Origin of the sequence: Thermococcus sp. 5-4, from assembly GCF_002197185.1 — an archaeon.
Lineage (GTDB): Archaea > Methanobacteriota_B > Thermococci > Thermococcales > Thermococcaceae > Thermococcus > Thermococcus radiotolerans.
The window spans coordinates 976,759-998,287 of the sequence record NZ_CP021848.1; the positions used below are offsets into that span (position 1 = coordinate 976,759).

General features: G+C 53.7%; 23 protein-coding genes. 5 read left to right on the forward strand and 18 right to left on the reverse strand.

Annotated elements, in window-relative coordinates; genetic code table 11:
- The first annotated feature begins 58 nt into the window (after positions 1-58).
- The gene (locus CDI07_RS05400) at positions 59-1,021 is read left to right on the forward strand and encodes a hypothetical protein (protein ID WP_088180635.1); all 963 of its coding nucleotides are present in this window, start codon (positions 59-61) and stop codon (positions 1,019-1,021) included.
- Here the strand turns inward: CDI07_RS05400 and ndk are convergent.
- Positions 1,018-1,542: a nucleoside-diphosphate kinase gene (gene ndk / locus CDI07_RS05405; protein WP_088180636.1), complete on the reverse strand. Its 525-nt coding sequence runs from the start codon at positions 1,540-1,542 to the stop codon at positions 1,018-1,020. The genes CDI07_RS05400 and ndk overlap by 4 nt on opposite strands.
- Positions 1,543-1,691: 149 nt before the next feature.
- Between ndk and CDI07_RS05410 the strand changes: the two genes are divergently transcribed.
- Both CDI07_RS05410 and CDI07_RS05415 read left to right on the forward strand, forming a co-directional pair.
- Complete coding sequence (locus CDI07_RS05410; protein WP_145954980.1) at positions 1,692-3,410, forward strand: P-loop ATPase, Sll1717 family; 1,719 nt, start codon at positions 1,692-1,694, stop codon at positions 3,408-3,410.
- A 54-nt stretch (positions 3,411-3,464) separates the two neighbouring features.
- Positions 3,465-3,944 (forward strand): hypothetical protein, encoded by a 480-nt coding sequence (locus CDI07_RS05415; protein ID WP_145954981.1) that lies wholly within the window; start codon positions 3,465-3,467, stop codon positions 3,942-3,944.
- Between the two features lie 59 nt (positions 3,945-4,003).
- Here the strand turns inward: CDI07_RS05415 and CDI07_RS05420 are convergent, their stop codons facing one another.
- The 6 genes from CDI07_RS05420 to CDI07_RS05445 all read right to left on the reverse strand — a co-directional run bounded on the left by CDI07_RS05420 (position 4,004) and on the right by CDI07_RS05445 (position 8,487).
- Positions 4,004-4,210, reverse strand: coding sequence for a 50S ribosomal protein L24e (locus CDI07_RS05420; protein ID WP_055429496.1), 207 nt, complete (start codon positions 4,208-4,210; stop codon positions 4,004-4,006).
- Between the two features lie 5 nt (positions 4,211-4,215).
- Positions 4,216-4,428 (reverse strand): 30S ribosomal protein S28e, encoded by a 213-nt coding sequence (locus CDI07_RS05425; RefSeq protein ID WP_088180639.1) that lies wholly within the window; start codon positions 4,426-4,428, stop codon positions 4,216-4,218.
- 79 nt (positions 4,429-4,507) lie between these two features.
- Positions 4,508-4,879 (reverse strand): 50S ribosomal protein L7Ae, encoded by a 372-nt coding sequence (rpl7ae, locus tag CDI07_RS05430; protein WP_088180640.1) that lies wholly within the window; start codon positions 4,877-4,879, stop codon positions 4,508-4,510.
- A gap of 153 nt (positions 4,880-5,032) precedes the next feature.
- Positions 5,033-5,647, reverse strand: a complete 615-nt coding sequence (locus CDI07_RS05435) for an HVO_0476 family zinc finger protein (protein WP_088180641.1) — start codon at positions 5,645-5,647, stop codon at positions 5,033-5,035.
- Between the two features lie 45 nt (positions 5,648-5,692).
- The gene (locus CDI07_RS05440; RefSeq protein WP_088180642.1) at positions 5,693-6,643 is read right to left on the reverse strand and encodes a MarR family transcriptional regulator; all 951 of its coding nucleotides are present in this window, start codon (positions 6,641-6,643) and stop codon (positions 5,693-5,695) included.
- Positions 6,595-8,487 carry a phosphoadenosine phosphosulfate reductase family protein gene (locus CDI07_RS05445; RefSeq protein ID WP_088180643.1) on the reverse strand — a complete coding sequence of 631 codons (1,893 nt, stop codon included), beginning with the start codon at positions 8,485-8,487 and terminating at the stop codon, positions 6,595-6,597. Before CDI07_RS05445 ends, CDI07_RS05440 begins: the two co-directional genes overlap by 49 nt.
- 123 nt (positions 8,488-8,610) lie before the next feature.
- On the opposite strand from CDI07_RS05445, the gene CDI07_RS05450 reads away from it, so the two are divergent.
- Positions 8,611-9,570, forward strand: coding sequence for an SPFH domain-containing protein (locus tag CDI07_RS05450; protein ID WP_088180644.1), 960 nt, complete (start codon positions 8,611-8,613; stop codon positions 9,568-9,570).
- 18 nt (positions 9,571-9,588) lie between these two features.
- Complete coding sequence (locus CDI07_RS05455; RefSeq protein WP_088180645.1) at positions 9,589-10,008, forward strand: NfeD family protein; 420 nt, start codon at positions 9,589-9,591, stop codon at positions 10,006-10,008.
- On the opposite strand, the gene CDI07_RS05460 is transcribed toward CDI07_RS05455, so the two are convergent.
- The 11 genes from CDI07_RS05460 to CDI07_RS05510 all read right to left on the reverse strand — a co-directional run bounded on the left by CDI07_RS05460 (position 9,995) and on the right by CDI07_RS05510 (position 21,520).
- Entirely contained in the window at positions 9,995-11,251 is a 1,257-nt protein-coding gene (locus CDI07_RS05460) for an amidohydrolase (RefSeq protein ID WP_088180646.1), read from the reverse strand. The two genes, CDI07_RS05455 and CDI07_RS05460, sit on opposite strands and share 14 nt — an antisense overlap.
- A gap of 46 nt (positions 11,252-11,297) precedes the next feature.
- Positions 11,298-13,244 carry a hypothetical protein gene (locus tag CDI07_RS05465; RefSeq protein WP_088180647.1) on the reverse strand — a complete coding sequence of 649 codons (1,947 nt, stop codon included), beginning with the start codon at positions 13,242-13,244 and terminating at the stop codon, positions 11,298-11,300.
- A complete protein-coding gene (gene flaJ / locus CDI07_RS05470) occupies positions 13,241-14,959 on the reverse strand; it encodes an archaellar assembly protein FlaJ (protein WP_088180648.1) in 1,719 nt (572 codons plus the stop codon). The genes CDI07_RS05465 and flaJ overlap by 4 nt, the downstream gene beginning before the upstream one ends.
- 9 nt (positions 14,960-14,968) lie before the next feature.
- Complete coding sequence (locus tag CDI07_RS05475) at positions 14,969-16,597, reverse strand: type II/IV secretion system ATPase subunit (protein ID WP_088180649.1); 1,629 nt, start codon at positions 16,595-16,597, stop codon at positions 14,969-14,971.
- A gap of 1 nt (position 16,598) precedes the next feature.
- On the reverse strand, positions 16,599-17,294 hold the full coding sequence (locus CDI07_RS05480; protein ID WP_088181552.1) for an ATPase domain-containing protein: 696 nt from the start codon (positions 17,292-17,294) through the stop codon (positions 16,599-16,601).
- A gap of 5 nt (positions 17,295-17,299) precedes the next feature.
- Positions 17,300-17,731: a flagellar protein G gene (locus CDI07_RS05485; protein ID WP_343232451.1), complete on the reverse strand. Its 432-nt coding sequence runs from the start codon at positions 17,729-17,731 to the stop codon at positions 17,300-17,302.
- Between the two features lie 17 nt (positions 17,732-17,748).
- On the reverse strand, positions 17,749-18,258 hold the full coding sequence (locus tag CDI07_RS05490) for a hypothetical protein (RefSeq protein WP_088180651.1): 510 nt from the start codon (positions 18,256-18,258) through the stop codon (positions 17,749-17,751).
- 9 nt (positions 18,259-18,267) lie between these two features.
- On the reverse strand, positions 18,268-19,170 hold the full coding sequence (locus CDI07_RS05495; RefSeq protein ID WP_088180652.1) for a FlaD/FlaE family flagellar protein: 903 nt from the start codon (positions 19,168-19,170) through the stop codon (positions 18,268-18,270).
- Positions 19,167-19,670, reverse strand: a complete 504-nt coding sequence (locus CDI07_RS05500) for a flagella accessory protein C (RefSeq protein ID WP_088180653.1) — start codon at positions 19,668-19,670, stop codon at positions 19,167-19,169. Before CDI07_RS05500 ends, CDI07_RS05495 begins: the two co-directional genes overlap by 4 nt.
- 51 nt (positions 19,671-19,721) lie before the next feature.
- Positions 19,722-20,375, reverse strand: coding sequence for a flagellin (locus tag CDI07_RS05505; protein ID WP_088180654.1), 654 nt, complete (start codon positions 20,373-20,375; stop codon positions 19,722-19,724).
- A gap of 182 nt (positions 20,376-20,557) precedes the next feature.
- Positions 20,558-21,520: a class I SAM-dependent methyltransferase gene (locus tag CDI07_RS05510; protein ID WP_088180655.1), complete on the reverse strand. Its 963-nt coding sequence runs from the start codon at positions 21,518-21,520 to the stop codon at positions 20,558-20,560.
- Positions 21,521-21,529 lie beyond the last annotated feature (9 nt).

Here is a 21,529-nt window from a genome sequence, read left to right on the forward strand (position 1 = left end):
AGGTTCGTCCGGCCGGAAGGATTAAAAGCTGGAGTGGTAATCTCAGAGGGGTGGTAAAATGCTGGCCGGCTTTGCCATCGTGTTGATTTCAACGGTCGTGGGGTTTGGAATCGCTCTTCTGCTCTGGAGGAAAAACAGATACAGGACCTCGGTTTACGGCATGCTGTTCTCGCTGTCACTCGCCTCCGTCTGGATGCTCTACTTCGCGACCCTCAATCCCCTCCGCGGGGAGATGATCGCCGGTGAGACCGCCCCCGGCAGGGAAATCGGCCTGGCCCTGCTGTTCGCGGTGTATCTCGACTACCTCATCGCTTACCTCCTCGTGAGGAACGCCGGTCTGACGCTGCACAGGGCGGCCTCGTGGGAGAACAACATCGGGAAGATTACCCTGTTCTTCTCCCTGGTTTCCGTGGGCCTCTATCCCAGGCTCCTCGGCGTTTACGCGGTTCTCTACCTGGTGATCGGAGTCTGGCTCCTCAAAAACCGTGAGGAATACATAAGAAACGTGACAAACGCAGAAAGGCTCGACCTCGGCTGGGTGAAGGGTTTCCTGAGGAAGTACGGCATTGAGGTTGAGGAGGTATACTGCGTAAAGGACTGCTTCACGGCTCTGCTGACTGGAAAGCGGCTCTTCATCGGAGAGAGGCTTCTGGATTTTGAACCCGACGAGACAAAGGTGATGGTACTCGAGGCGGCCTACGTCGAGAGCAGGGGAATAGCTGTCAGGCAGCTCATCCTCGGCCTGATAGTGTTCCTCATATCCGGAATGGTGGTCGCGGACATCGGCGATTGGAACCTCAAGCTTGCCGGCGCGGCCTTTCTAACGCTCCTCTCCTGGGGGGTTGATTTGGCCTATATAATCCAGGTACGCATGGCCACGGATCAGTTCGTGGCCGGGGAGCTCGGAAAGGAAACGCTCCAGAGGACGCTGAAGAAAGTGACTGAGCTGGCGAAGAAGAACAAGGGACGGGACGAGTTCACAACACTTGCAAACGTGGAGAAGAGAATGAAAAAGGTCTAGCGCTCGAGGCAGTTCATGCTGTCGAGGTACTCCTTCTTTCCCCTCGCGTGGGTGTGGTAGAACCAGTCCGCTGCTTTACAGTACTCGAATATCTCCTCCGGCTTGAAGTAGAGGTTTATCTCCCTCTCGGCGCTCTCAGGGCTGTCCGAGGCGTGGATTATGTTGTATATCGAGTCTCCGATGTCGAGGCCGTAGTCGCCCCTTATGCTTCCGGGCTCCGCGTCCTTCGGGTCGGTGGCGCCGCACATCTTTCTGACGACGCTTATGGCGTAGCGTCCCTCAACCACCATGACAACGCTCGGGGCCTTGGTGATGTAGTCGAGTAGTGGCTCGAAGAAGGGCTTTCCCCTGTGCTCCTCGTAGTGCTTCTCGGCTAACTCGCGGTCGATCCATATCATCTTCATCCCGACGATTTTAAGTCCCCTCTTCTCAAAGCGGGAGATTATTTCGCCCATCAGTCCGCGGACGACTGCGTCGGGCTTGAGTATAACGAGCGTCCTCTCTATCTTCCTCTCAGCCATTGGCAACACCGAAGTTAATTGGCCGGGTGGTTAATAGGTTTTTTGGATTCATGTGCACTTGAAGTATTGATATTATCAACTAACCTGTTTAGAATAAAGTTTTCGAATGAAAAGGTTTATTAAATATTGTACTATTTTTTTATCAATTAATGTCAATAACATGTGAGCTAATGCTCTCCGGGGGGAGCATTATGGGAAGAAATGAACCATGGATAAATGATGCAGATCGCATTAACACTTCTATAATCGAGGAATATATATACGAGACTCCTGTTGTTAAAAAATTCAAAGATTCTGATGATTACTATTTAATCAGCGGAACAAAAGGAACAGGAAAAACCCTACTATTAAAACTAAAGCGACACAAATTTCAGACAGAACACAGGGATTATCTAATAATCCCCGAAAATATAGAACTAGATCATCCCACTGGTGTAGGGACATTCAGCCAATCAGATATCAAGTTCTTATCTCAAATAAATGTCTGGGCAACTTTATGGAAAATTTCAATATATTCATCAATTATCAAATATCATATTAAATCCCGTCCTGACAGCGGGCTTTTACGTGATGCCAAAAACATAATTGAAAAATATCCAGTAGTCTATGAAATAATATTCGAAAATGCATTTTTAAATCCCGGCGAATTTATTAGTGCTTATTTACAGAAAGTTGGGTTGAGAGGTAAAAAGGAATTTTATGGTATTATAAACTCAGATTTGTTAACAAATATGAGAAGTCTCATATCAACTTATATTAGAAGTGGGTGTGCGATTTTCATTGATAAGACAGATGAGTTTTTAATTGAACATCTAATACGTGGAACTAATGATAGAGGAACCGACTTAACATTCGGGATGCTTTCTATTAGCGTTTGGTATGCAATTCAAGGGGGGTTGATACTTGCTGTGAGGGAGATAACAACACAAAACCATCATATCAAGATCTTCGTTGGGATCAGAAAAGAAGTTATAGATAGTTACAGGGGCCAGTCATATCAACAAATTCAAGGGATGACTCTTAACATTAAGTACGACTTAGATGACCTAAGGAGAATCTTCATCAAAAATATTCTGCTAGAGGACAGGGATAATTTAGTCGAGCCAAACAGTAAAGATCCTATAGAGGGATTCTTTGGAACTAGTAAAATTGAAACACTTCCTTATGTAGAGGAGGATATATTCATGTACATATATAGACATACTCTAAAAAGACCAAGGGACATAATAACAATTGGAAGGAGACTAAGCGAATTAGGTCCAGAAAAAAGAAAGTCACCTAAAAAAATTAGAGAAGTCGTAAATAGTACTGCTGCAGAGATAATAGAAAGAGAGTTCTTGAATCAGGTATACCCCTTTATCCAACTCCAAGCATCAATATTAGAGAGCCTCCTTGCTCAAATTCCTACTAATATACTTTCAAAGGATGATTTAGAAGATATATGCGAGAATTATGGACTAAATTGTTGGGAGTTATTTTACCCATTATATGGAGTTGGGCTTCTTGGAATAGTTTCTAGAAGTCGTATTAATCATGAGTTTGTTCAAGAATTTTTATCCCCAAATGAAATGAAATACCCCCAGGTTATCATCGATGAAAGATCCGGGGAGCCTTTAATGCATTCCAAAGAGGTTAAAGATTCTATATTTGGTCCCGTGGGAACGTATCTTATTCATCCTGCACTGGACGCATATTTAAGACGTAGGTCCACCTCATACAAACCCAGGCAGGAGATTATTGTGGGAGACTCATATCCCTATCCGTATCCGAATCAGAGAGCAGAATTTGATATTCCCAGTGAGACTCCTCCAAAACCTAGTGGATCTAATTGGGTCGTCCGATTAATACAGAGATTATTTGGAGGTTAATCCCAAAGAGAGGAAGTAACGATGGAACCTAATACCGAAGATAGAAGTGTCAGTTTGATTGAAACAGTTGCATACTCAGTTTTTCCTATCTCTGCCTTATTTGCGATATTAGTCTCTATATCATTCATGATACTTGGGGTGACATCATTTGTTTATGGAATTTCCATCCTGCTGTCTTTAGTATTACAACAAAACATAGAGATGTTTGATGTTTATATTATTCAAATAGCTGAATACATGTTGAGCGCTATGGTGTTTATAATGATATCCGTCGGGATTACCAGAATAACATTTCCCACGAAAATCCTATATCTTCAAAGCAAAATTGGAGGACAATTGCCATTCACAGAACTCAAAACGTTTAAAGATATCGAGAATAGGGTAATAGAGATCTTAATAGTGAGCATGCTCCTTGTTATATTCTCAAGAATAACTACAATCAATTCATCGCCAACAAACATGGCATTAGTGTTTGCTATCATTGTTATTAGCATAACTGTTTATAGTAAATTCACCAGAGAGCATAAATCCTAAAACAATCATCTGGAGATTTGGCTTTAAATTAGGTAAAAAACAAAAGCCAACAAATAGTGTTACTTCCTTCTCTTGGCCCTCTGAAGGCGGGCCTCCTGGAAGGCCTTGGTCCACTTGAGCTTCCTCGGGTTCCTGCCCATGAAGTAGTACTTCTCGCACTTGCTGGAGCAGAAGAACAGGACTCTGCCGTCGTTCCTGACGTACATCTTGCCCGTTCCCGGCTCGAACTCCTTTCCGCAGTAGGAGCAGACGTTCCACCTGGCCATCGCGATTACCTCCTGGTCCTGATCTCCCTAGCTTCACGCTCGGTCTCCCTGAGGATGACTATGTCGCCGACGCGAACCGGCCCCTTGATGTTCCTTCTGATGACCCTGCCCTTGTCACGGCCCTCTAAAACTCTAACCTTGACCTGAGTAACGCCACCGGTGACGCCGGTTCTGGCAACGATCTCAATAACCTCAGCCGGGTATCCTTCGTCGCTCATTTCTCACACCCCTTAACCTAAAAATCCCTCGCACGGATGAACTTAAACCTTTCCTTGCGGTGAAGGAAGGAAAAGGAGCTCACTTCATGAGCTCCCTAACCTTCATAGCGATGTCCTCAACGAGCTCGCGGCCCTTGCCGGGCTCGACGATGGCGACGCTGGCAGAGGGAACCTCAATACCAGCGGCGGCACCGAGCTCCTTCTTGCTCGGAACGTAAATGTACGGAATCTCCTTCTCCTCACACAGCGGCGGGAGGTGGGCAACTATCTCCTCAGGGTCAACGTCCTCAGCGATGACAACGAGCTTGGCCTGGCCCCTCTCAACGGCCTTGGTGGTCTCGTTGGTACCCTTCCTTATCCTTCCGGTGTCGCGAGCGAGCTCGACGGCCTCAAGGGCCTTCTCGGCAAGCTCTGCCGGAACCTCAAACTTGACGTAGCTTGGCTTCGCCATCTTTCATCCCTCCGAAACCTCATCGTTCATCGAGTTTTGCGTGCTCAATTCCGGAGGAGGCTTTAAAAGGATTTCGATGTCAGCAGCGGCCAAGCTCCTCATTCCCCGAAGGGGTCGGAAAGGAGAAAGAAATGCTCATCACGACCGGCTCTTTCACAAGGATTCCCTGTCGTAGCCCCTGTATATCTCAAGGCTCCTCCTCGCCCTCGCGCGGGGAATGCTGTGACCCATGAGGGCGACTATCTTATCGGCCTTTGCCTTCCCGTGGTGGAGCATCTTGGTCTCGGTCTTTATCTTCTCAACCCGGAAGGTGTAGCCGCCGACCTCAAGAACCTCTCCGACGACGAACTCCTCGTTCCTCGGCACCTTCACCTTGAAGGCCTGGGTAAGGCCCTTCGGCAGATATATGGAGACCTTGATGACCTTCGGGTAGGTTAGGCTCTCGCCCCAGAGGGTCTTGATCTCGCCTATCTCGGCCCTCTCAACGCGCCTGTCTCCCTCAAGCTCTATGCCGGTTATCCTTACCTCGTCGTCTTCGGTTTCGACGATGTCGCCCACCCGGATTTCTTCACCCTCGGGCAGTTCGACGAAGGTTCTGAAACTTCTCTCGTGCTTGCTCACTATGAGCGGAACCTTGATGAGCTTTGGAAGCGTGACGTGCCACACGTTGCCGCACTCGTTGCAGCGGAGGGTGAGCTCCCTTCCCCTCTCCTTGATGACCTCAACGTCATCGCTACCACACTCTGGACAGATGAAGTACTCCTCCATGTCTCTCACCAGTGGGAAGAAGAGGGGAGGCGTTTATAAAGGTACTCACTCCTTCAGAAAAACCCGGTAGGTTCTCCCTTCCTTGGTGCGGGTTATCAATCCCTTCTCCTCCATCTCGCGGAGGATTATGCTGACCTTGGCCTTAGAAACACCGAGTTTTTCGGCTAGTTCACTCTGGAGAACCGGACCCTCCTTCAGCATGGCGAGTATCTTCTCCTCATCGCTCCTCAGGTGGGTGAGCTCCTCCTCGCGCTTCCTCTCCCGGTAGAGTATGTAGCCGTAAACCGAACCGCCGCCGATTAGGAGGCCTATTATGAAAAGGCCAACGTAGAGCCACGGCGAGGGCGGCTTTGGAACGGTTATCTCCCCCGAAAAGCCCACTATGAAGTAGAACTCGTCTCCGGGCCGGACGTTGCTGCGCTTCCATTCCAGAAGAAGCCGGTCGGTTGAACTCTCGACCCTGTCCGGCGAGGGGATTATCGGCGAGAGTATCGCGTAGCCCCTCGGGACGAGTAGCTGCATGTGGAAGACGCCAACCGGCTGACTGAATTTGATGTAGTACGTGAACTGCTCGTTTCCGCCGTTCTCACTTATCATGCCCCTCGTCGTGAAGGTAAGCCCTATCCTGGCGCTCTGCCCCGCCTCAAGGGTGGGGAAAGTCATGTAGATGGCGTTGGTTCCGCCAAGAACTTCCCTCACGGTTACGTTTATCCTCTCCACCCTGTTCCCAAGGTCGAGCACGGCGCTCGCGTTCTCAACCGGATAGGCGGTGTAGATGACGTACTGGCTGAGGTTTGTGTGCGGTGTAAGGTCTATCTCGACGGTCTCGCGGATGTTGTTCTGGTCTATCACCTCAAAGTAGACCGCGTAGGCGTTTATCTCGTAGTCATACTCCTGTGCACCGACCAGCGGGAGGAAAATGAGGGACAGAATCAGGAATAACCCAATTAGAGCTGGCTCCCTTCCTCGGGGTTTTTGATTTTTAACAGCGGGCATACGTCCATACACTCCCGGCAGTGGGTGCACAGGTCGTAATTAACGACGATTTTCTTGCTCCTCGGGTCTATGCTGAGCGCCTCCTCGGGACACTTTCCGACGCAGACACCGCAGCCGACACACTCGTAGGCCCTCTTGACGAGGTAGTAAGCCTGCAGGGCCTCGTTGAACTCGTCCGTGTAGGCACCGTCTGGTCTAAATGTAATATCGCCCGCCCTTATGTAGTTTTCGCCTTCCTCAACCTCTCCAAGGATTGGAGCGACTTCCTTAATCCTCTCCAGGTTCACGACGGTGTTGAAGCGGGTCACGAAGCCCTCCTTGGTCTCCTCTATCGTGTACCTCACCGGTTCCCAGGAACGCTCCTCCGGAACATCCACGCCCAGCTCCCTCGCTATCGCCTTCTCCCCCTTACTCAGCTTCTTCCAGCGCCAGAAGCCGTAAGTTATCCACTCGTCGGGCATGTTGAAGCGTTTTTGCCAGCGCTTGAGCTCGTTTTCCCACTTGGCCCACAGCTCGGGCCTCTCCTCCTTCAGGGTGTAAATCTCCGCCAGGGACGCGCTCGGACAGAGGAAGCAGCCTATCCTGTCGAGCCTCTCCTCGTAGAGCGGGTTGTACTTGAGCTTCCTGCTGAAGATGTAGAGCCAGACCTCAAGCGCGCGCCAGTGGAATATTGGTGATGCCCCGGTCTCGTTCGGCACCCAGGGGTTCTTCCATACCCTTGGCTGTTTAAACCTCTTTATGCTCTCGTACTTCCTCTGGCCGACGAACATGAGAACGCCTTTTGGGTAGTTTTCCTTTATAGCCATCGTTATCGGGCCGAGCTTCGTAACCTTGCAGCACCAGCGGTAGTCTCTGCCCGGCGGGGAGAAGACGTGAAGGGCGCGCCAGAAGGCGTCGCCGGCATCGGCAACGATGAACCTAATGCCCTTCGGTTCGAGCTCCTCCCTCAGCTCCTCGACGTATTCGAGCGTTTCCGGAAACTCTATGCCGGTGTTGTTGAAGAAGATCGTGAAGCCCTCGTCGCCGAACTCCTCCAGGGCCAGACCAAGGACGGCCAGGCTGTCCTTCCCGCCGGAGAAGGCTACTGCCATCGGGAGGTCGGAGTACCTAGCGGCAACCTTCCTCATGAAGCGCCTCGCTTCCATCACCTTCCTCTCAAGCTCGATGGAGTTTGCCCTCAGCACGTCTTCCATCGTGGCCTTTCTCCCCTCGCGGTAGTTCACGCTCTTCTGCCGCCTGACCTTGACTCCGGTTCCGCGCTCCTTGTTGGCAAGTCCATCGTAGTCCTTCTTTGCTATGCCGGTCGCGATGACCTTGCCGCCCTCGGAGACGAGGATTACGTCGTCGTTTCTCCTTATGCTTTGCTCCGCCTCGATTATACCAACCGGCAGGAGGTTGGAGCCGCTGAGGATGGGCTCTATCGCGCCTTCATCGACGATTACCCACTTTTTCATAGACCTGCCAAAGCGCTTCCAGAGGGCTATAGCTCCTTCGACCTTTAAGCCGGGCTTCCACTTCAGCTCCAGCGGGTCGAAACGTATCCAGCCGAAGACGTAGCCGTCGAGTATTATCTCGTAGGAGTCGTCCTCCCCGGGCGTCTTGTTGAGGAGAATCACCTTTCCATCAAAGAGTTCGCCGAGGTCGACACCGTAGTGCTCCTTAAACACCGAGCGTATGAACTCGATGTCCTTCTCAAAGGCGAACCTCAGATCGCCGGGGGGAGTGATGTTGAGACGGAATACACTCTCCTTTCCGTGAACGGCACAACTATCGCCGATGAGCGGGACGTTGCACTTCTCACACCAGTTTATGTAAGCCTTACCGAGGAATACCGGCCTTCCCATTTCTCTCACCTGGAGCGAGAAGGGAGCCGGGGTTTATAAAGGCGATTGCTCGTGTAGTATCTCCCCAAAGTTTTTAAGCAGTTTAACTTCATGTTCTATGAAAAATCACTGGAGGCGATAGTAATGGCGGTATTCGCTGGTGCCGCACTGGTGATACTGGGTGTTTTTCTTTTGATAATGCTCCTGCTGAGCGTAAAGGTGATACGGCCGTACCAGAAGGGCCTCGTCGAGAGACTCGGAAAGTTCAACAGAATTTTAGAGCCGGGGATACACTTCATAATCCCCTTCATGGAGCGCGTCAAGGTCGTGGACATGCGTGAGCACGTCGTTGATGTGCCGCCCCAGGAGGTCATCTGTAAGGACAACGTGGTCGTTACCGTTGATGCTGTGGTTTACTACCAGATCCTCGACCCGGTAAAGGTCATCTACAACGTCAGCAACTTCCTCATGGCCATAATCAAGCTCGCACAGACTAATCTCCGTGCCATCATAGGTGAGATGGAGCTCGACGAAACACTGAGCGGAAGGGACATAATCAACGCCAAGCTCAGAGAGGAGCTGGACAAGATAACGGACCGCTGGGGCGTCAAGATAACCAGGGTTGAGATACAGCGCATAGACCCGCCCAAGGACATTCAGGATGCAATGGCCAAGCAGATGACGGCTGAAAGGGAAAAGAGGGCGATGATACTCCTCGCCGAGGGTAAGAAGGAGGCGGCCATTAAGGAGGCGGAGGGGCAGAAGCAGGCGGCGATACTCAAGGCCGAGGGTGAGAAGCAGAGGCAGATACTCGTCGCGGAAGGTCAGGCCGAGGCGATAAGGAAGGTCCTTGAGGCTCTCAAGCTCGCCGACGAGAAGTACCTCACTCTCCAGTACATCGAGAAGATGCCCGAGCTTGCCAAGTACGGCAACCTCATAGTCCCGTACGACACTGAGGCCCTGATCGGCCTGCTGAGGATACTCCAAAAGGTCAAGGAAACACCGCTGCCGACCCCTCCCAAGGGGGACAATCCAGGAAATGAGAGCGCATCGGCCAACCTCTCAGAGGACGAGCTGAAAAAGCTTAAGAACATGATGGAGTGAATTATCCCGGTGATGGAGATGGATCCACTCCCCATTTCCCTTTTGATTCTTGGACTGCTCGTGATAGCCCTTGACATGATGGTGACCGCGTTCATAACCCCCATAGGAGTCGCCATGGTCGTCATGGGCATCCTGCTCGGCTTTGGAGTCAATTTCAACGAAAGCTTCATCGCGGCACTCATCTCCGCGGTTGTGACCTACATCCTCGTCGGCAGGTACATAAAGAGGGACGTCCAAGATGCGGGGAAGGGCAAGTACACCTTCGAGCTGAAGGGCAAGCGTGGAAAGGTCGTCGAGATAGGCAGGGAACACTACATAGTTGAGCTTGAGGGGGACAGGTGGATAGCCCTCAGCGAGAATGAGGAAAAGCTGAAGATAGGCGAAACCGTCGAAGTCGTTGAAGTTGACGGTGTCAAGCTCATAGTCAGGAAAGCATGACCTCCTCCCACAGTTCCTCCAGCGTTTTTCCCAGCTTCAGCAGTATTCCGTTTTTGTAGACGACCTCTCCGTTCACCATGACCATTTCGACGTCGCTTCCTCTGGCGGAGTAGACGATGTGCGAGTATGGGTTCTCACCCGGCAGGAACTGGGGTTTCCGAGCGTTGAGAAGGATGAGGTCCGCCAGATAGCCAGGCTTTATGAGACCGGCCTTCAGCTTGAGAGCCATCGCGCCGCCGAGGGTCGCCCAGCGAAAAACGTCCCTTGCCGATGCAACGTCGGTCCTCTTCCTCCAAACTTTGTTGAGAACCGCGGCAAAGCGCATCTCTGTGAACATGTCCATCAGTCCGACAGGGTTGGGTGAATCGTTACCGAGGGCGATGTTCGTTCCGTTCTCGAAGAGTTCTATTATTGGCGCTATCCTTCCCTCAAGCTTCGCCATGCTCAGAGAGCAGTGGACGAGTGTCGCGCCGCTCTTTGAGTAGAGGGAAACCTCTGAATCGTCAAGGTAGATCCCATGGACGCCTATGAGGTTTTCGTGCAGCACCCCTGCCCTCTGGAGGTACTCAACGGGAGAAAGCCCGTAGCGTTGTTTGACCTCCCGCACTTCGCTCCTGCTCTGGGAGAGGTGGACGTGAACGAGTGCGTTTCTCTCGCGGGCGAACTCCCCAATCTCCCGCATCAGCTCAAGGGACACAGTGTTGGTTGCGTGGGGAGCTAAGATGGGTGTTACAAGCTCGTCCCTCCCTTCCCAGCGTTTGAAGAAGCGGAACCCCTCTGCGGGCTCGGCTATCGGGAAGTCAACGAGGTCCATCACCGTCTGACCAACAAACGCCCTGATTCCGAGTTCCCTGGCGGTCTTGGCTATCTCATCGGCGAAGAAGTAATGGTCGTTTACCGTCGTTGAGCCGTTTGAAAGCGCCTCGGCCATGCCGATGAGCGCCCACCTGCGGATTTCCTCGCGCGTCCATTCGAGCTCGGCGGGCCAGATAACATCGCTCAGCCATCTTTCGATCGGCACGTCTTCGCCCAGACCCCTGAACTTTGCCATCGCTACGTGGGTGTGGGCGTTGACCAGTCCCGGGAGAATCAGGAAACCCTTACCGCCGTAGACCTCATCGACGTCGTACTGGCGAATACCATCGGCGGGAACGACGTCCCTGATTACAGATCCGTCTATTACCACCGCGATATTCTCCCTGAAGCCCTCCCAGTCAACGACGGTTCCGACCAGAGCCTTCATGGACTCACCGAGTGGAGTTAGTTGGGCTTTCAGTTAAACCTTTGGGTCACCTCTCCTCCATCCTGGCGGCTATCCACGCGAGGAGCAGGATGAAGACGATGCCGCCCACGAAGGAGCCCCCGATGTAGATGAGCTTCTCCTTCAGTGACATGCCCCCCTCCGAGCTCATCGCCGTCACGTTGCTTTCGTTGCACGGAACTGGCACCTTGATGACCTCCGTCACGACCTTCGGCTCGCACGTGGAATTGGTGCTCTCGTTGGAGATTTCGATTGAGGAGTTTTCGAGGACGTTGCTGGTCTCACCGGTAACTTTGATCGTCGTGGAGTTGTAGAACACCTTGCCGTGACTTTCAACACCCACGCTTATCTCGTACTCCCCGGGAGCCAGCGGGATGACTGTGAGGGAATACGTCCTGCTCCCGTTCGGGGCGAGCGTGTCAGTCCTCGTCAGCCATTTTCCGTAGGCGGTGAAGTTCTCGGCTATGGAGGCGAAGCCCTTCGGAAGGGCAACGGTGAGTGTGAAGGGAAGCTCCGCGTTCCCCGTGTTCATCACGGTCACGTTGAGGGGTATCTCCTTTCCAACGCTGCCGTTCGAGGCCGAGACCTCCACGCGGTAGCCAATCTTCGCTGGAGCGACGTCGATGGCCCTGTTCTCTGAGCTGAAGCTCACTTCCTCAACGCCGTAGCAGGAGAGGGCGTAGGGCGCGTGACCAGTGACGACCACGTTGCCAAGTGAGAGATTGCCGGCCTTCTCCGGGAGCAGCCTCAGCGGAATCTCAACGCTCTTGCCCTTCGGAATCTCCTCAAAATAGCTCGGGTAGTCGCCGAGAACCCCGAACCCGTCGGAGAGGTTGAGGTTCACCTCGACGTACTTCAGGTCGTTCGGCCCCTCGTTCTTTATGATTATCCTCGCCTCGAAGGGAACGAACTGGGTGGCGTTTCCGGGAGCGAGGAAGGAGACGTTGAGGAGCGCAACATCGCTCACCTTGGGAACCTTCTCCTCGTCTATGAACGCCACCACGTGAACCTCCATCGCCCCATCGCGCTTCCTGGACGCCGTTGCACCCAGGAGAAGGCCACCGTAGTAGATTCCGGAGGAGAAGTTGCCGATAGTTATGAACCCCGACCTGATGACCCTGCCGCAGGGGTTCATTATAGAGACGTAGGCGCTGTCGTTGAAGATTTTGTCCACCCTGACCAGGTACGGGCCGAGCTTCTCTGTCTTGCCCTCGCGGAGCCATCCCTCGAAGGAGGGGTGAACCTTCACGCGGATGTACGCGCCCTTCAGCCGGATGGTGGCCTTCAGGTAGTCCGAACCCACCAGCTCACCGACGGAAATTAGCAGACCCCCGGCATCTATCGTCTCACCGGGTTCCGCTAGGTACTGCTTGCCGCTTACGCGGATGTCCACTATCTCCGTCAGCCCTCCGTTCTCCGAGGAGACCGTGTAATTGTAGAACACGACGCTCCATTCTCCCACCGATACGTTTTTGTCCCTCTTCAGGTAGCCGTCGAAGAGAACCGGCATCGGCGTCAGGAATATCCCCAGGTTCCCGTAGGAGACCTCCTTCCCGGCCGCACAGTAGATTTCCTTCGAAGTCTCTCCACTGGATACTACCAATGTACCGCCCTTCTCGCTCACGGACTTCAGCAGAACCTCGTAATCCCCAACGAAGAGCTTCTCACCCTCTAGGATGTAGGGGAAGGTGTACGAGAGGTTCAGATACGACATCTCTGAGGAGTACAGGGCGTTGTGGAAGGAGAACGAATAGCCGTCCCACAGGATACTTCCCCCAACCGGAACCACCCTCATGCCCATGCCGTTGGGATAAACGAGGACCGAGCCGTCGCTAAGGGAGATGTCCCTGACGAGAACGTCGCCCCCATCAACCCCAACCCTGGCCGGGAACGGAAGCCAGCCGGTTATCGAGGAGCTGGCCGCCACGCCGGGCAGCAGCATGAACGCCAGGACCAAAACGAGTAACCTCTTCACGGTATCACCCCCAGGGAGCCTATAACCACCCCCGTCAGCGAGGAGAACGTCATCATCTTGCCCATCACAATGGTTCCCAGGTACTGGCCGAGCGCCGCCAGCCATACGAGAACCACGAAGTAGTAGACCGTGATCCCGATGTGTCCGCCATCGGCGAACTTTATCGAAAGGGCGGAAAGGAGGCAGTGGATGATCAGGATAACCATGAGGATGTAGTCAGTCATCTCCAGGCCGCTCTTCGACGGAACGAAGATTATGTTCTGGAGGAAGTCCCCCTGGATGGTCAGGTTTGAGAAGAGCTTGTTCATGTAAACTGAAACCTGAAACGCGGCCGCAACGGAGAAGGCGAAAGCGCCAGTTATGCCGTAGATAACGCCCCTGAAGCTCGCCACAGTCTGGGCGCGCTTCCTCCTGAGCCTCACCAGACGCTCGAAGTTCCTCGATATAACCATTCCAACGTAGTCCGGCTCAGCACCGAGGTTTATGCTCTTGTTGAATATCTCGGAGAAGATGCCTATGAGCCAGCTCCCCGTGTCTATCGTGAAGTAGCGCCAGGATTTGCTGTTGTCTATCCTCATCGAGACCCTGCGGTAGAGGTTCCTTATGTCCTGGGTGAGGACTCCGAAGTCGTGGGCGCTGAGGTACTTGAGCACTAGGGGAAGGGCGGCGCCGCTGGCAGCCAGCGATGAGCTGAGGCTCCTCATGAAGGCAGGAAAGTTCTCGTCCTTAACGAGGATGGCCTTCTCCTCCTTCTCAAGAACCTTACCCAGGTACATGAGCGGGGTGAGCACTATCGCGACCTGCACGAGGAGTGGGAGGTCAAACCTCGGCCTCACCACGAGCGCCACCAGAACCGCCGCCACGACGATGCCTGCGACGGACACGAGCGCGGCCTTGATGAACTTGGCCTTCCTCTCGGAGGTCATGGCGTAGTCGGCCCATATCTTGTCCTCCGGCATCCTGTACTTTATGACGAGCATTATTCCAATCTCGGTGGCAAGGACGAGCACGAACATGAAGGCGCTCAGGCTGACGATGTCCTGGCCGGTCAGTATCGGACCGATGATTATGAAAGTCACCATGAAGACGACCGAGATTATCAGGGAGGAGTACACCTCCTTAAAGACGTCCAGGTCGTAGAGGGTTCCCTCGTAGAAGGTCTCGTAGTCGTCCATAACCGTCTTCTGCTCCTGGAGGAGGTAGTCCCTGAGCTCGACACCGCTGTCGAGGGAATAGGCAAGCCTGTCGAGGAAGTCCGCGAAGACCTTGCTGGGCGTTCTCCTCGCCAGGAACCTCAGAGCTTCCGGCATTCCCCTGTGGAGCTTGGCTATTAGGTAGTAAACCTTCTTCATGTCGCTCGCTATCGGCTCCAGAATCTTCTCAGTGGCCAGGTTCCAGATGAGCTCGCTTCTGCTCACATCGCTCGTCGAGAGAACCGCGAAGTACGTGGCGAAGAACGGAATCTTGGAGTTTATCTGAACCCTCTTGTTGCTTATTCTGGCGTAGGGATAGCCGACGGCGTAGATGAGGGGGAGAAGCGGGATCGCGTAGAGGGCGAAGGTTATTACGCTGGAGAGGGCAACGAACCTCTTGAGAACTGAGACCGCGGCGAAGAGCGCCATGGCACCCACTAGGCTGGGCAGCAGAATCTTCCTGAAGTACTCATGCATGGTGATGCCCGACTGCGCCAGCACTCCCGCCTTCTCCCCGGCCATCTTACCACCTCACAGCCTGAAGCTCAGCCCCTCGATTCCCCTCTCGTAGAACGCCTTGATCTCACGGTGAACTGCGTAGTAGTCCGTTATGCCAAGCTCCGCCATCCTCTTGATTATCCTCGCCCTCAGGAAGAGCTCGTTGTATATCTCCTTCGGGTCCTCGTAGCCGGCAACCTCCGCGATTTTCCTCTCTAGGATGTACGAGTTGTTCATTCCACGGAAGATGTGCCTGTCCGTCACCGAGTCCCACTCGAAGACGTTCCTCGTCGCGACGCCGCCCAGCTCCTCGTAGTAGCCCTCAATCTCAACGACGCTCAGAACCCTCCTCAGGAACCTGCCGCGGACGTAGACCGCCTGCTGGAAGAGGGCTATGTTCAGGTTGTCTATGAACGTGACCGGGATGTTTATCGGCGAACCGGTGAAACGCTGTATCATCTTCCTGACGTCGCCCGCGTGGAACGTCGCCATAACCGGGTGGCCCGTCTGCATGGCCTGGAAGGCTATGGCACCCTCGGCTCCACGGATCTCACCGACTATGATGTAGTTCGGCCTCGAACGCAGGGCCGCCTTCAGGAGGTCGAAGAGCGTAACTCTGCTCTCCTCTGGACCGCGCTCCCTGGTGGTGAGCCTCTGCCAGTTCTTGTGCGGAACGACGACCTCTGGTGTGTCCTCAGCGGTGTAGATTTTAGCGTCTGGCTTGATGAACGGGATGATTGAATTAAGCGTCGTGGTCTTTCCGCTCGCCGTCTCACCGCAGACGAAGATGCTCATACCGTACTCGAGGGCCAGCCAGAGGTAGGCAGCGACCTCTGCCGAGAAGGTGTTCCACTTAACGAGCTGGACGACGCTGAGCGGCGTCGCCGAGAACTTACGGATAGTTGCGCTCGGACCCTGGATGCTGACGTCGGGCGAGTAGATGATGTTGATACGCGAGCCATCAGGCAGGGTTCCGTCGACGATCGGGTTCTTGTCGCTGACGGGCCTCCCCATCCTCTCGCTGAGGTTCTTGAAGTAGTCCGCCAGGTGGAGGTTATCGCCGAAGGTTATGTTGGTCTCCATCGCATCGAATATCTTGTGAATGAGTGAGACGTAGTTGGCGCCTATTATGTGGATATCCTCGATGTAGGGGTCGCGCATGAGGGGCTCGAGGGGGCCGATTCCGACGATGTCCCTCTTGAGGAGATAGCGAAATTTAGCAACTTCCTCGGCCGTGAACGAGACCCGCCTGCGGTTGAACAGTCCCCCTCCAATCTTGCTCAGAGCCTCGTCCATCAGGTCGTCCAGAAAGCGCTCGAACTCCTCGCTGTCCTCAGGGATCTTCTTCTCAGGCGCCAGCTCGAGTATCTTGTCCTTCAGGAGTTCGTACTTCCTCTCCTCCTCTGGGCGGGTTATCCTCGGCTCGATGACTATGTACCTCTTCTCGGTGTTCAGGTCACCGTAGATGTGGATGAATATCGGGTCGCCGACGGGGTAGAGTATGTTCGGGTACTTGATGTCCTTCATGTCCCTGCTGAGCTGGGCGTAGAACTCCGGAAACTTGCCGGTCTTCTTGACGAATTCCTCCACGTACCTCCGCAGATGAGGGTTCCGCGCCATTGCAACCTCGATGTTGTCGCTGACGTCCCTCCTGACCGGCATATCACACCACCGCGGCTATCTCGACTATGAATCCAACCCTCGGCTCCACCCTGAACGGGATTATCTTCTGGAAGATGCCCATGGCGTTGTTGTACTTGACTATGGTGGCGGAGTTCTTCAGGTCGCCGCCGAACGTCTTCACGCTCAGCCGTATGAGCAGGCTGGATGCCTCCTCGAGTATCTTGAGGAACTCCGGGTCTATGTCTGCCGGGTTCACCGTCATTATCGTGACCTTTCCCAGGGAGCTCAGCCTCTTCAGATGAAGCGAGAATGCCCTTATCTCCTCCCTGTCGAGTTCGGATGGAAGCAGGGCGGAAAGGGAGTCGATTATCATGACGTCGGTTTTCCACAGCCTCGGCTCACCAACGAACCTCGAGAGGAACTTCCGCCTGTCGGAGACCCCGACGAGCAGGGGATAGAGGGAGACGAACATGAGGCGCCTCTTTATCAGATCCTGGATTATGCTGTACCCCAGCGAATCCATCTGATTTATGAACTCGGGGGTGGTATACTGGCTGGAAACGTAGGTGGCGGTGTAATCGTTCCTCAGGAGCCCGTAAAGGAGCCTCTGGGAGAATATGGACTTACCGGTACCCCTGTCTCCCTCGATCAGAACTATACTCCCGGCCGGGATGCCCCCTCCAAGGCGCCTGTGAAGCTCGTCGTTGGGTATCTGAATCTTAAGGAGGCTCCCCATGGTCATCACCCCACCTCGAACACGAGCGATTTTCTCTTCCCGGTCTCGATGACGACCGTGATCTTGTGATAACCCGATGATATGAAAGCTGTGGGAACGTAGATTTTACCAACCTCGTATGGGGCGAGCACGCCCGAGGGGTCGAAGGTAAGGTTCGCGGGGGGTATCATCGAGCCGTCTATCATGACGACGACGGAGTTGGGGTCGAAGGAGAATGAGTCTTTACCGATGTTGCGGATGTAGAAGACGTACGAAGAGCCAGAAACGGGAATGTTCTCGGGATCGTTAATTATCTCAAAATTAGTACGCAGACTCTCGGCCACATCCTGGCCTTTCGTGAGGATACCACCCGAAATATCCTGAGTAACCACGTACAGACCCCCGGCTACCATACCCGCTACCAGTAGTGAGACGATGAATAGTACAAGCTCCGACACCACTGAACTCGCCATTATTACCCCTCCACAGGGCAGTACCAGGCACTGCTAATCACCTGCGGGGATCCGTTGGTCGCGTTACCGACCCACTTCCATTTTATCTTCAGCCCACAGCCAACCTCGGTGCTTATCACGAGGGAATTGACCACGGTTTGGTCCTTCTGGAGGTTTTGAACGGTCAGCTCCATCCATTCGCCGGGTAGGAGGTATTCCCTGCCGGAGGTCAGGACCTTCGATGTTGTCAGGTCTCCGTTGTATATGTACGTCCACTTCGCCGGCGACAGGGTGCTTCCCTCGTTCGTTATGTTGAAGGTGATGTCGTAAACCGTAACGTTTGACTGGGTTGAGTAGTTGTATCCGGTAAGCTCAAGCTCCGATGTCTTTGCCTTCATGGCCATCTGGTTGTAGTCTTCCGTCGCCTGATGCACCATGGAGTATGCGTTCTCACTCGAGACGTAGAGCATCCCGAAGGAAACCAGCGTTGCTATCAGCAGCACAGCGAAGGCCGCTGGTACACTGACCCCCATGGGAATCCCCTAAACTCCGTACACGTCTTCCAGCACCCTGCCGATCACCCGCATTTCCCTCTCTATGGCGTCCAGCAGTTCCCTGGTTATCCTGACTCCCCTAAGGCGCTCTATGAAGAGCAGCGAAACGAGGTGATCCTGTATCGTGAGCTTCTCGTCCGGCCTCCAGTCGGGCTCCCGGTGGTGAGGCCTTATGCCCTCGGCGTACCTGAGCAGGGTATTCAGCACGTCCTCAGAAATCCAGCCGATCTGGTAGTAGAACTCAAGCACATCCTCGAGGTTCTGCATGCCTACCCTGTCTATGAGGAAGCCAAGCCATTTCAGTGCCATCATGGTCGAGACCATGTCGTTCGGTATGTGCTCGAGCCTTGCCTTGGTGCGTGGAGGACTGATCAGGACGTCCCTAATTTCAGAGGGGATTTCAAACCCCTTGGAAAGCTCAAACTCCTTCTCCATGGGCTCTACCTCCGTCGGGTTTTGGGCGGGAGGCTCCGGAGTCGGTGCTTCCTCCACATGGGTTTCACTGGCGAGGGACCCCTCACCGAAACCTCCGCTATTTCCGGCACCCATGAGTTCACCGTACTCCACGACCTGGGCCCCTCCCATTGGTTGATTCTGGGCCTCGCCCCACAGTGACTGATTAGCCTGAGCCGCCTGCGAGAGGTTCATGAGGTGATTGCGTATCTCCTCCAGGTACCTGCCGATCTCATCCACGCGGCTGTCGAGCCGGGAGAGCTTCTCGATCTGCCCGGCGTAGGTGCGGAGCACCTTGTCAACTATCCTGTCAACCTGCTCCGGAGTCAGTATGTCGCGCTTCTTCATGAGGCGGTCTTTGAGGTCGTCGATAAGGAAGTTCGGGACCTTGCCCCTGAGGCGCTTGAGCCTCTCCTCAATTTCGGTTTCGGTAATCATGCCCCTCCCTCCGATATGGCTTCATATATCAGGTCATCGAGGTCCATACCATCGATTACAAGGAGTCTCAAGTCAGATTTTATCTGAGCTATCTCGGCTTTCAAATTCTCAATCTCCTCGCTTAACTCCTGAATCTCGCTAAGTAAGGGATTAGCGGAATCAACATCCTTAAACGGGTTAATCTGCTGCGAAACTATCTCATAGAGGACCATAACGTCCTTTATCACCTTATCCAGGCGATCTATCTCCTCGCGGAGCTCGTTTATCTGGGTCTTGAGGGTGTCTATACTCACCTTTATGCGGGGAATGTCGTTCTCGATCTCGTTTATCCTCGTCATGACCTGGGTTATGAGCTCCTCTTCCTCCTTTTTCTTCTGAGCCATCTCTTCCGCGGCTTCCTGCTCCAGCTCATCTAGCTTGATTATCTCCCTATTGTCTTCCGCCTTCTCCTCCCCCTCCTTTTTCTTCTTGAACTTGTTCTTCAGGTACGAAAACGACATTCCGATCACCCGCGAGGAAAGTTTTGGAAAAAGGAAAGATGGTAGGGGGCTTCACTTGAGATCGACTATCTTGTCGGTGTCGCTGAGACCGTAGGCGGTCGGAGTGATGACCTTGGTGTAGCCAGGGGCACCGAACTCAGGAACGACCCTGATGGTTATTGGGGTCCTCGGCTCAACACCGCCGAAGACGGCGGTGAGGTTGATGGTGAGCAGGGCTATGTCTCCGGTGGTGAGGGTCGGAATGGTGCCGCTGAGGGAGCTGTCAGCGTCCTGGACAATGAGAATACCGAAGTGCGTTCCGTCAACCTTGCTGCTGTTCCATGCATCGGAGCTTGTGTCGAACATGTCCCCGCTAATGGTGGCCTTGGCGTTTCCGTAGGAGAGAACGACCTGCTTCTGGCCGTTGTCAAGGTAGATCTTGGTCTGGTTGAGGTCGATCGGGGTGCTTCCGGCGTTAAGGGAGACCTGTATTGTCATCAAGGTCATGTTGTTGGAAGAGGGCGCGTAGCCCGTCACTGCATCGATCTTTATGCCCGTTGAAACCTCCTGGGTGGTCTGCCTGCCCGTGGCCTCGGCCCTCTGCTGGAGGTAGCCGCTGGTGTTGATGAGAACGGCGGCGGCTACTGCGGCCACTAGAACCATGGCTATGAACACTATCAGGGTACCGATACCGACGGCACCCCTCTTCTTCTTCAGCAACCTCATCTCCTGGCACCTCCCTTAGGGATTTTGCAATATATTCTAGGAGCTTTGTATATAAATCGATTTTTTGTTGGTAATTATGTAGAAACTAGTGTACCTACATATGTAGGTTAATACTACTTCAAGAAATAAATACAGGATGGCAGATTCTACAACAAAGATAGCGGGTAGAATGTGAAGAAACGTTACATCAAGCGCGTCACCAGCAGGGCGGATTTACCGACGGGCTCAACCTTCACGTCGTATGGACTCTCCTCGACGGCGGCGATGATATCTTCTGAGCTCGGGAAGCGGGTGAATTCCCTGGTCAGACTCTCAAAGAACTCCAGGGCGGCGATCCGTGGGTAGTTGTCCCTGAAGGGTTCGATTATAACGAGCTTTCCGCCGGGCTCCAGGGTTCCAATTGCCCTCTTAACGGCCGCTCCGGGGTTCTCCAAGTACTCCAGGACGAAGCTCATCACCACGGCATCGTAGGTGTTCTTGACCACAAGTTTCCTTATGTCCATCTCCCTCAGCACTACCCAGTCCATGCGGGCGTTCCTGACGCGGGCCTTGGCTATGCTCAGCAGTCCCGGAGAAAAGTCAACTCCAACGTATTTCCCATTTGGGCCAACGGTTTCCCCAAGTTCCACGGGAGAGACGGAGCCACAGCCGAGGTCGAGGATGCGCATGCCGTCCTCGAGTCCGAGGAGGCTCGCTGCAAGCTGCCGGTAGGTCCTGTTGAGTTCCATCAGCAGGCGCATGTCCCAGAAGTCGGCGCCTTTGTCGAAGTCCATGAGTATCTTCGGATGCTCCGCGGAGATGAAGGCGTAATCCGCCATCTTGTAAAGCTCCTCAACTATCTGAACCCAGTCGGAGAGGAGCTTTCCTGCGTCTTCCGCGCTTAAGTTGAACTCGTAGGAGAAACCAGGCATCTTAAGGATGCCGTCGGACTCCTCCACGAAGCCAAGGGAGACGTAGGTATCTATGAGCCTTCCCAGGTATGCCTTGTTGGAGACTGGAATCACCGACAGCAACTCTTCACGGGGCATTCCACTCGCGAGCCTGCGGAATATGCCGTACTTTAACCCGAGCCTGAGGAGATGCCCAAGGGATAAGTCGACGATCGCCTCAAGGTTCCTGTCGAGTATCTCCGCCAGTGGGTTCATTGCCGTCAC

Coding starts and splice junctions, on each gene's coding strand:
- flaJ (WP_088180648.1), bottom strand. CDS start 14,959: ATGGCCGGGGAGAAGGCGGGAGTGCTGGCGCAGTCGGGCATCACCATG.
- ndk (WP_088180636.1), bottom strand. CDS start 1,542: ATGGCTGAGAGGAAGATAGAGAGGACGCTCGTTATACTCAAGCCCGAC.
- CDI07_RS05505 (WP_088180654.1), bottom strand. CDS start 20,375: ATGAGGTTGCTGAAGAAGAAGAGGGGTGCCGTCGGTATCGGTACCCTG.
- CDI07_RS05425 (WP_088180639.1), bottom strand. CDS start 4,428: ATGAGCGACGAAGGATACCCGGCTGAGGTTATTGAGATCGTTGCCAGA.
- rpl7ae (WP_088180640.1), bottom strand. CDS start 4,879: ATGGCGAAGCCAAGCTACGTCAAGTTTGAGGTTCCGGCAGAGCTTGCC.
- CDI07_RS05440 (WP_088180642.1), bottom strand. CDS start 6,643: ATGCCCGCTGTTAAAAATCAAAAACCCCGAGGAAGGGAGCCAGCTCTA.
- CDI07_RS05475 (WP_088180649.1), bottom strand. CDS start 16,597: ATGCCGGTCAGGAGGGACGTCAGCGACAACATCGAGGTTGCAATGGCG.
- CDI07_RS05400 (WP_088180635.1), top strand. CDS start 59: ATGCTGGCCGGCTTTGCCATCGTGTTGATTTCAACGGTCGTGGGGTTT.
- CDI07_RS05460 (WP_088180646.1), bottom strand. CDS start 11,251: ATGAAGGCTCTGGTCGGAACCGTCGTTGACTGGGAGGGCTTCAGGGAG.
- CDI07_RS05420 (WP_055429496.1), bottom strand. CDS start 4,210: ATGGCCAGGTGGAACGTCTGCTCCTACTGCGGAAAGGAGTTCGAGCCG.
- CDI07_RS05480 (WP_088181552.1), bottom strand. CDS start 17,294: ATGGGGAGCCTCCTTAAGATTCAGATACCCAACGACGAGCTTCACAGG.
- CDI07_RS05490 (WP_088180651.1), bottom strand. CDS start 18,258: ATGGGGGTCAGTGTACCAGCGGCCTTCGCTGTGCTGCTGATAGCAACG.
- CDI07_RS05410 (WP_145954980.1), top strand. CDS start 1,692: ATGTCAATAACATGTGAGCTAATGCTCTCCGGGGGGAGCATTATGGGA.
- CDI07_RS05450 (WP_088180644.1), top strand. CDS start 8,611: ATGGCGGTATTCGCTGGTGCCGCACTGGTGATACTGGGTGTTTTTCTT.
- CDI07_RS05500 (WP_088180653.1), bottom strand. CDS start 19,670: ATGTCGTTTTCGTACCTGAAGAACAAGTTCAAGAAGAAAAAGGAGGGG.
- CDI07_RS05455 (WP_088180645.1), top strand. CDS start 9,589: ATGGATCCACTCCCCATTTCCCTTTTGATTCTTGGACTGCTCGTGATA.
- CDI07_RS05510 (WP_088180655.1), bottom strand. CDS start 21,520: ATGAACCCACTGGCGGAGATACTCGACAGGAACCTTGAGGCGATCGTC.
- CDI07_RS05445 (WP_088180643.1), bottom strand. CDS start 8,487: ATGGGAAGGCCGGTATTCCTCGGTAAGGCTTACATAAACTGGTGTGAG.
- CDI07_RS05435 (WP_088180641.1), bottom strand. CDS start 5,647: ATGGAGGAGTACTTCATCTGTCCAGAGTGTGGTAGCGATGACGTTGAG.
- CDI07_RS05495 (WP_088180652.1), bottom strand. CDS start 19,170: ATGATTACCGAAACCGAAATTGAGGAGAGGCTCAAGCGCCTCAGGGGC.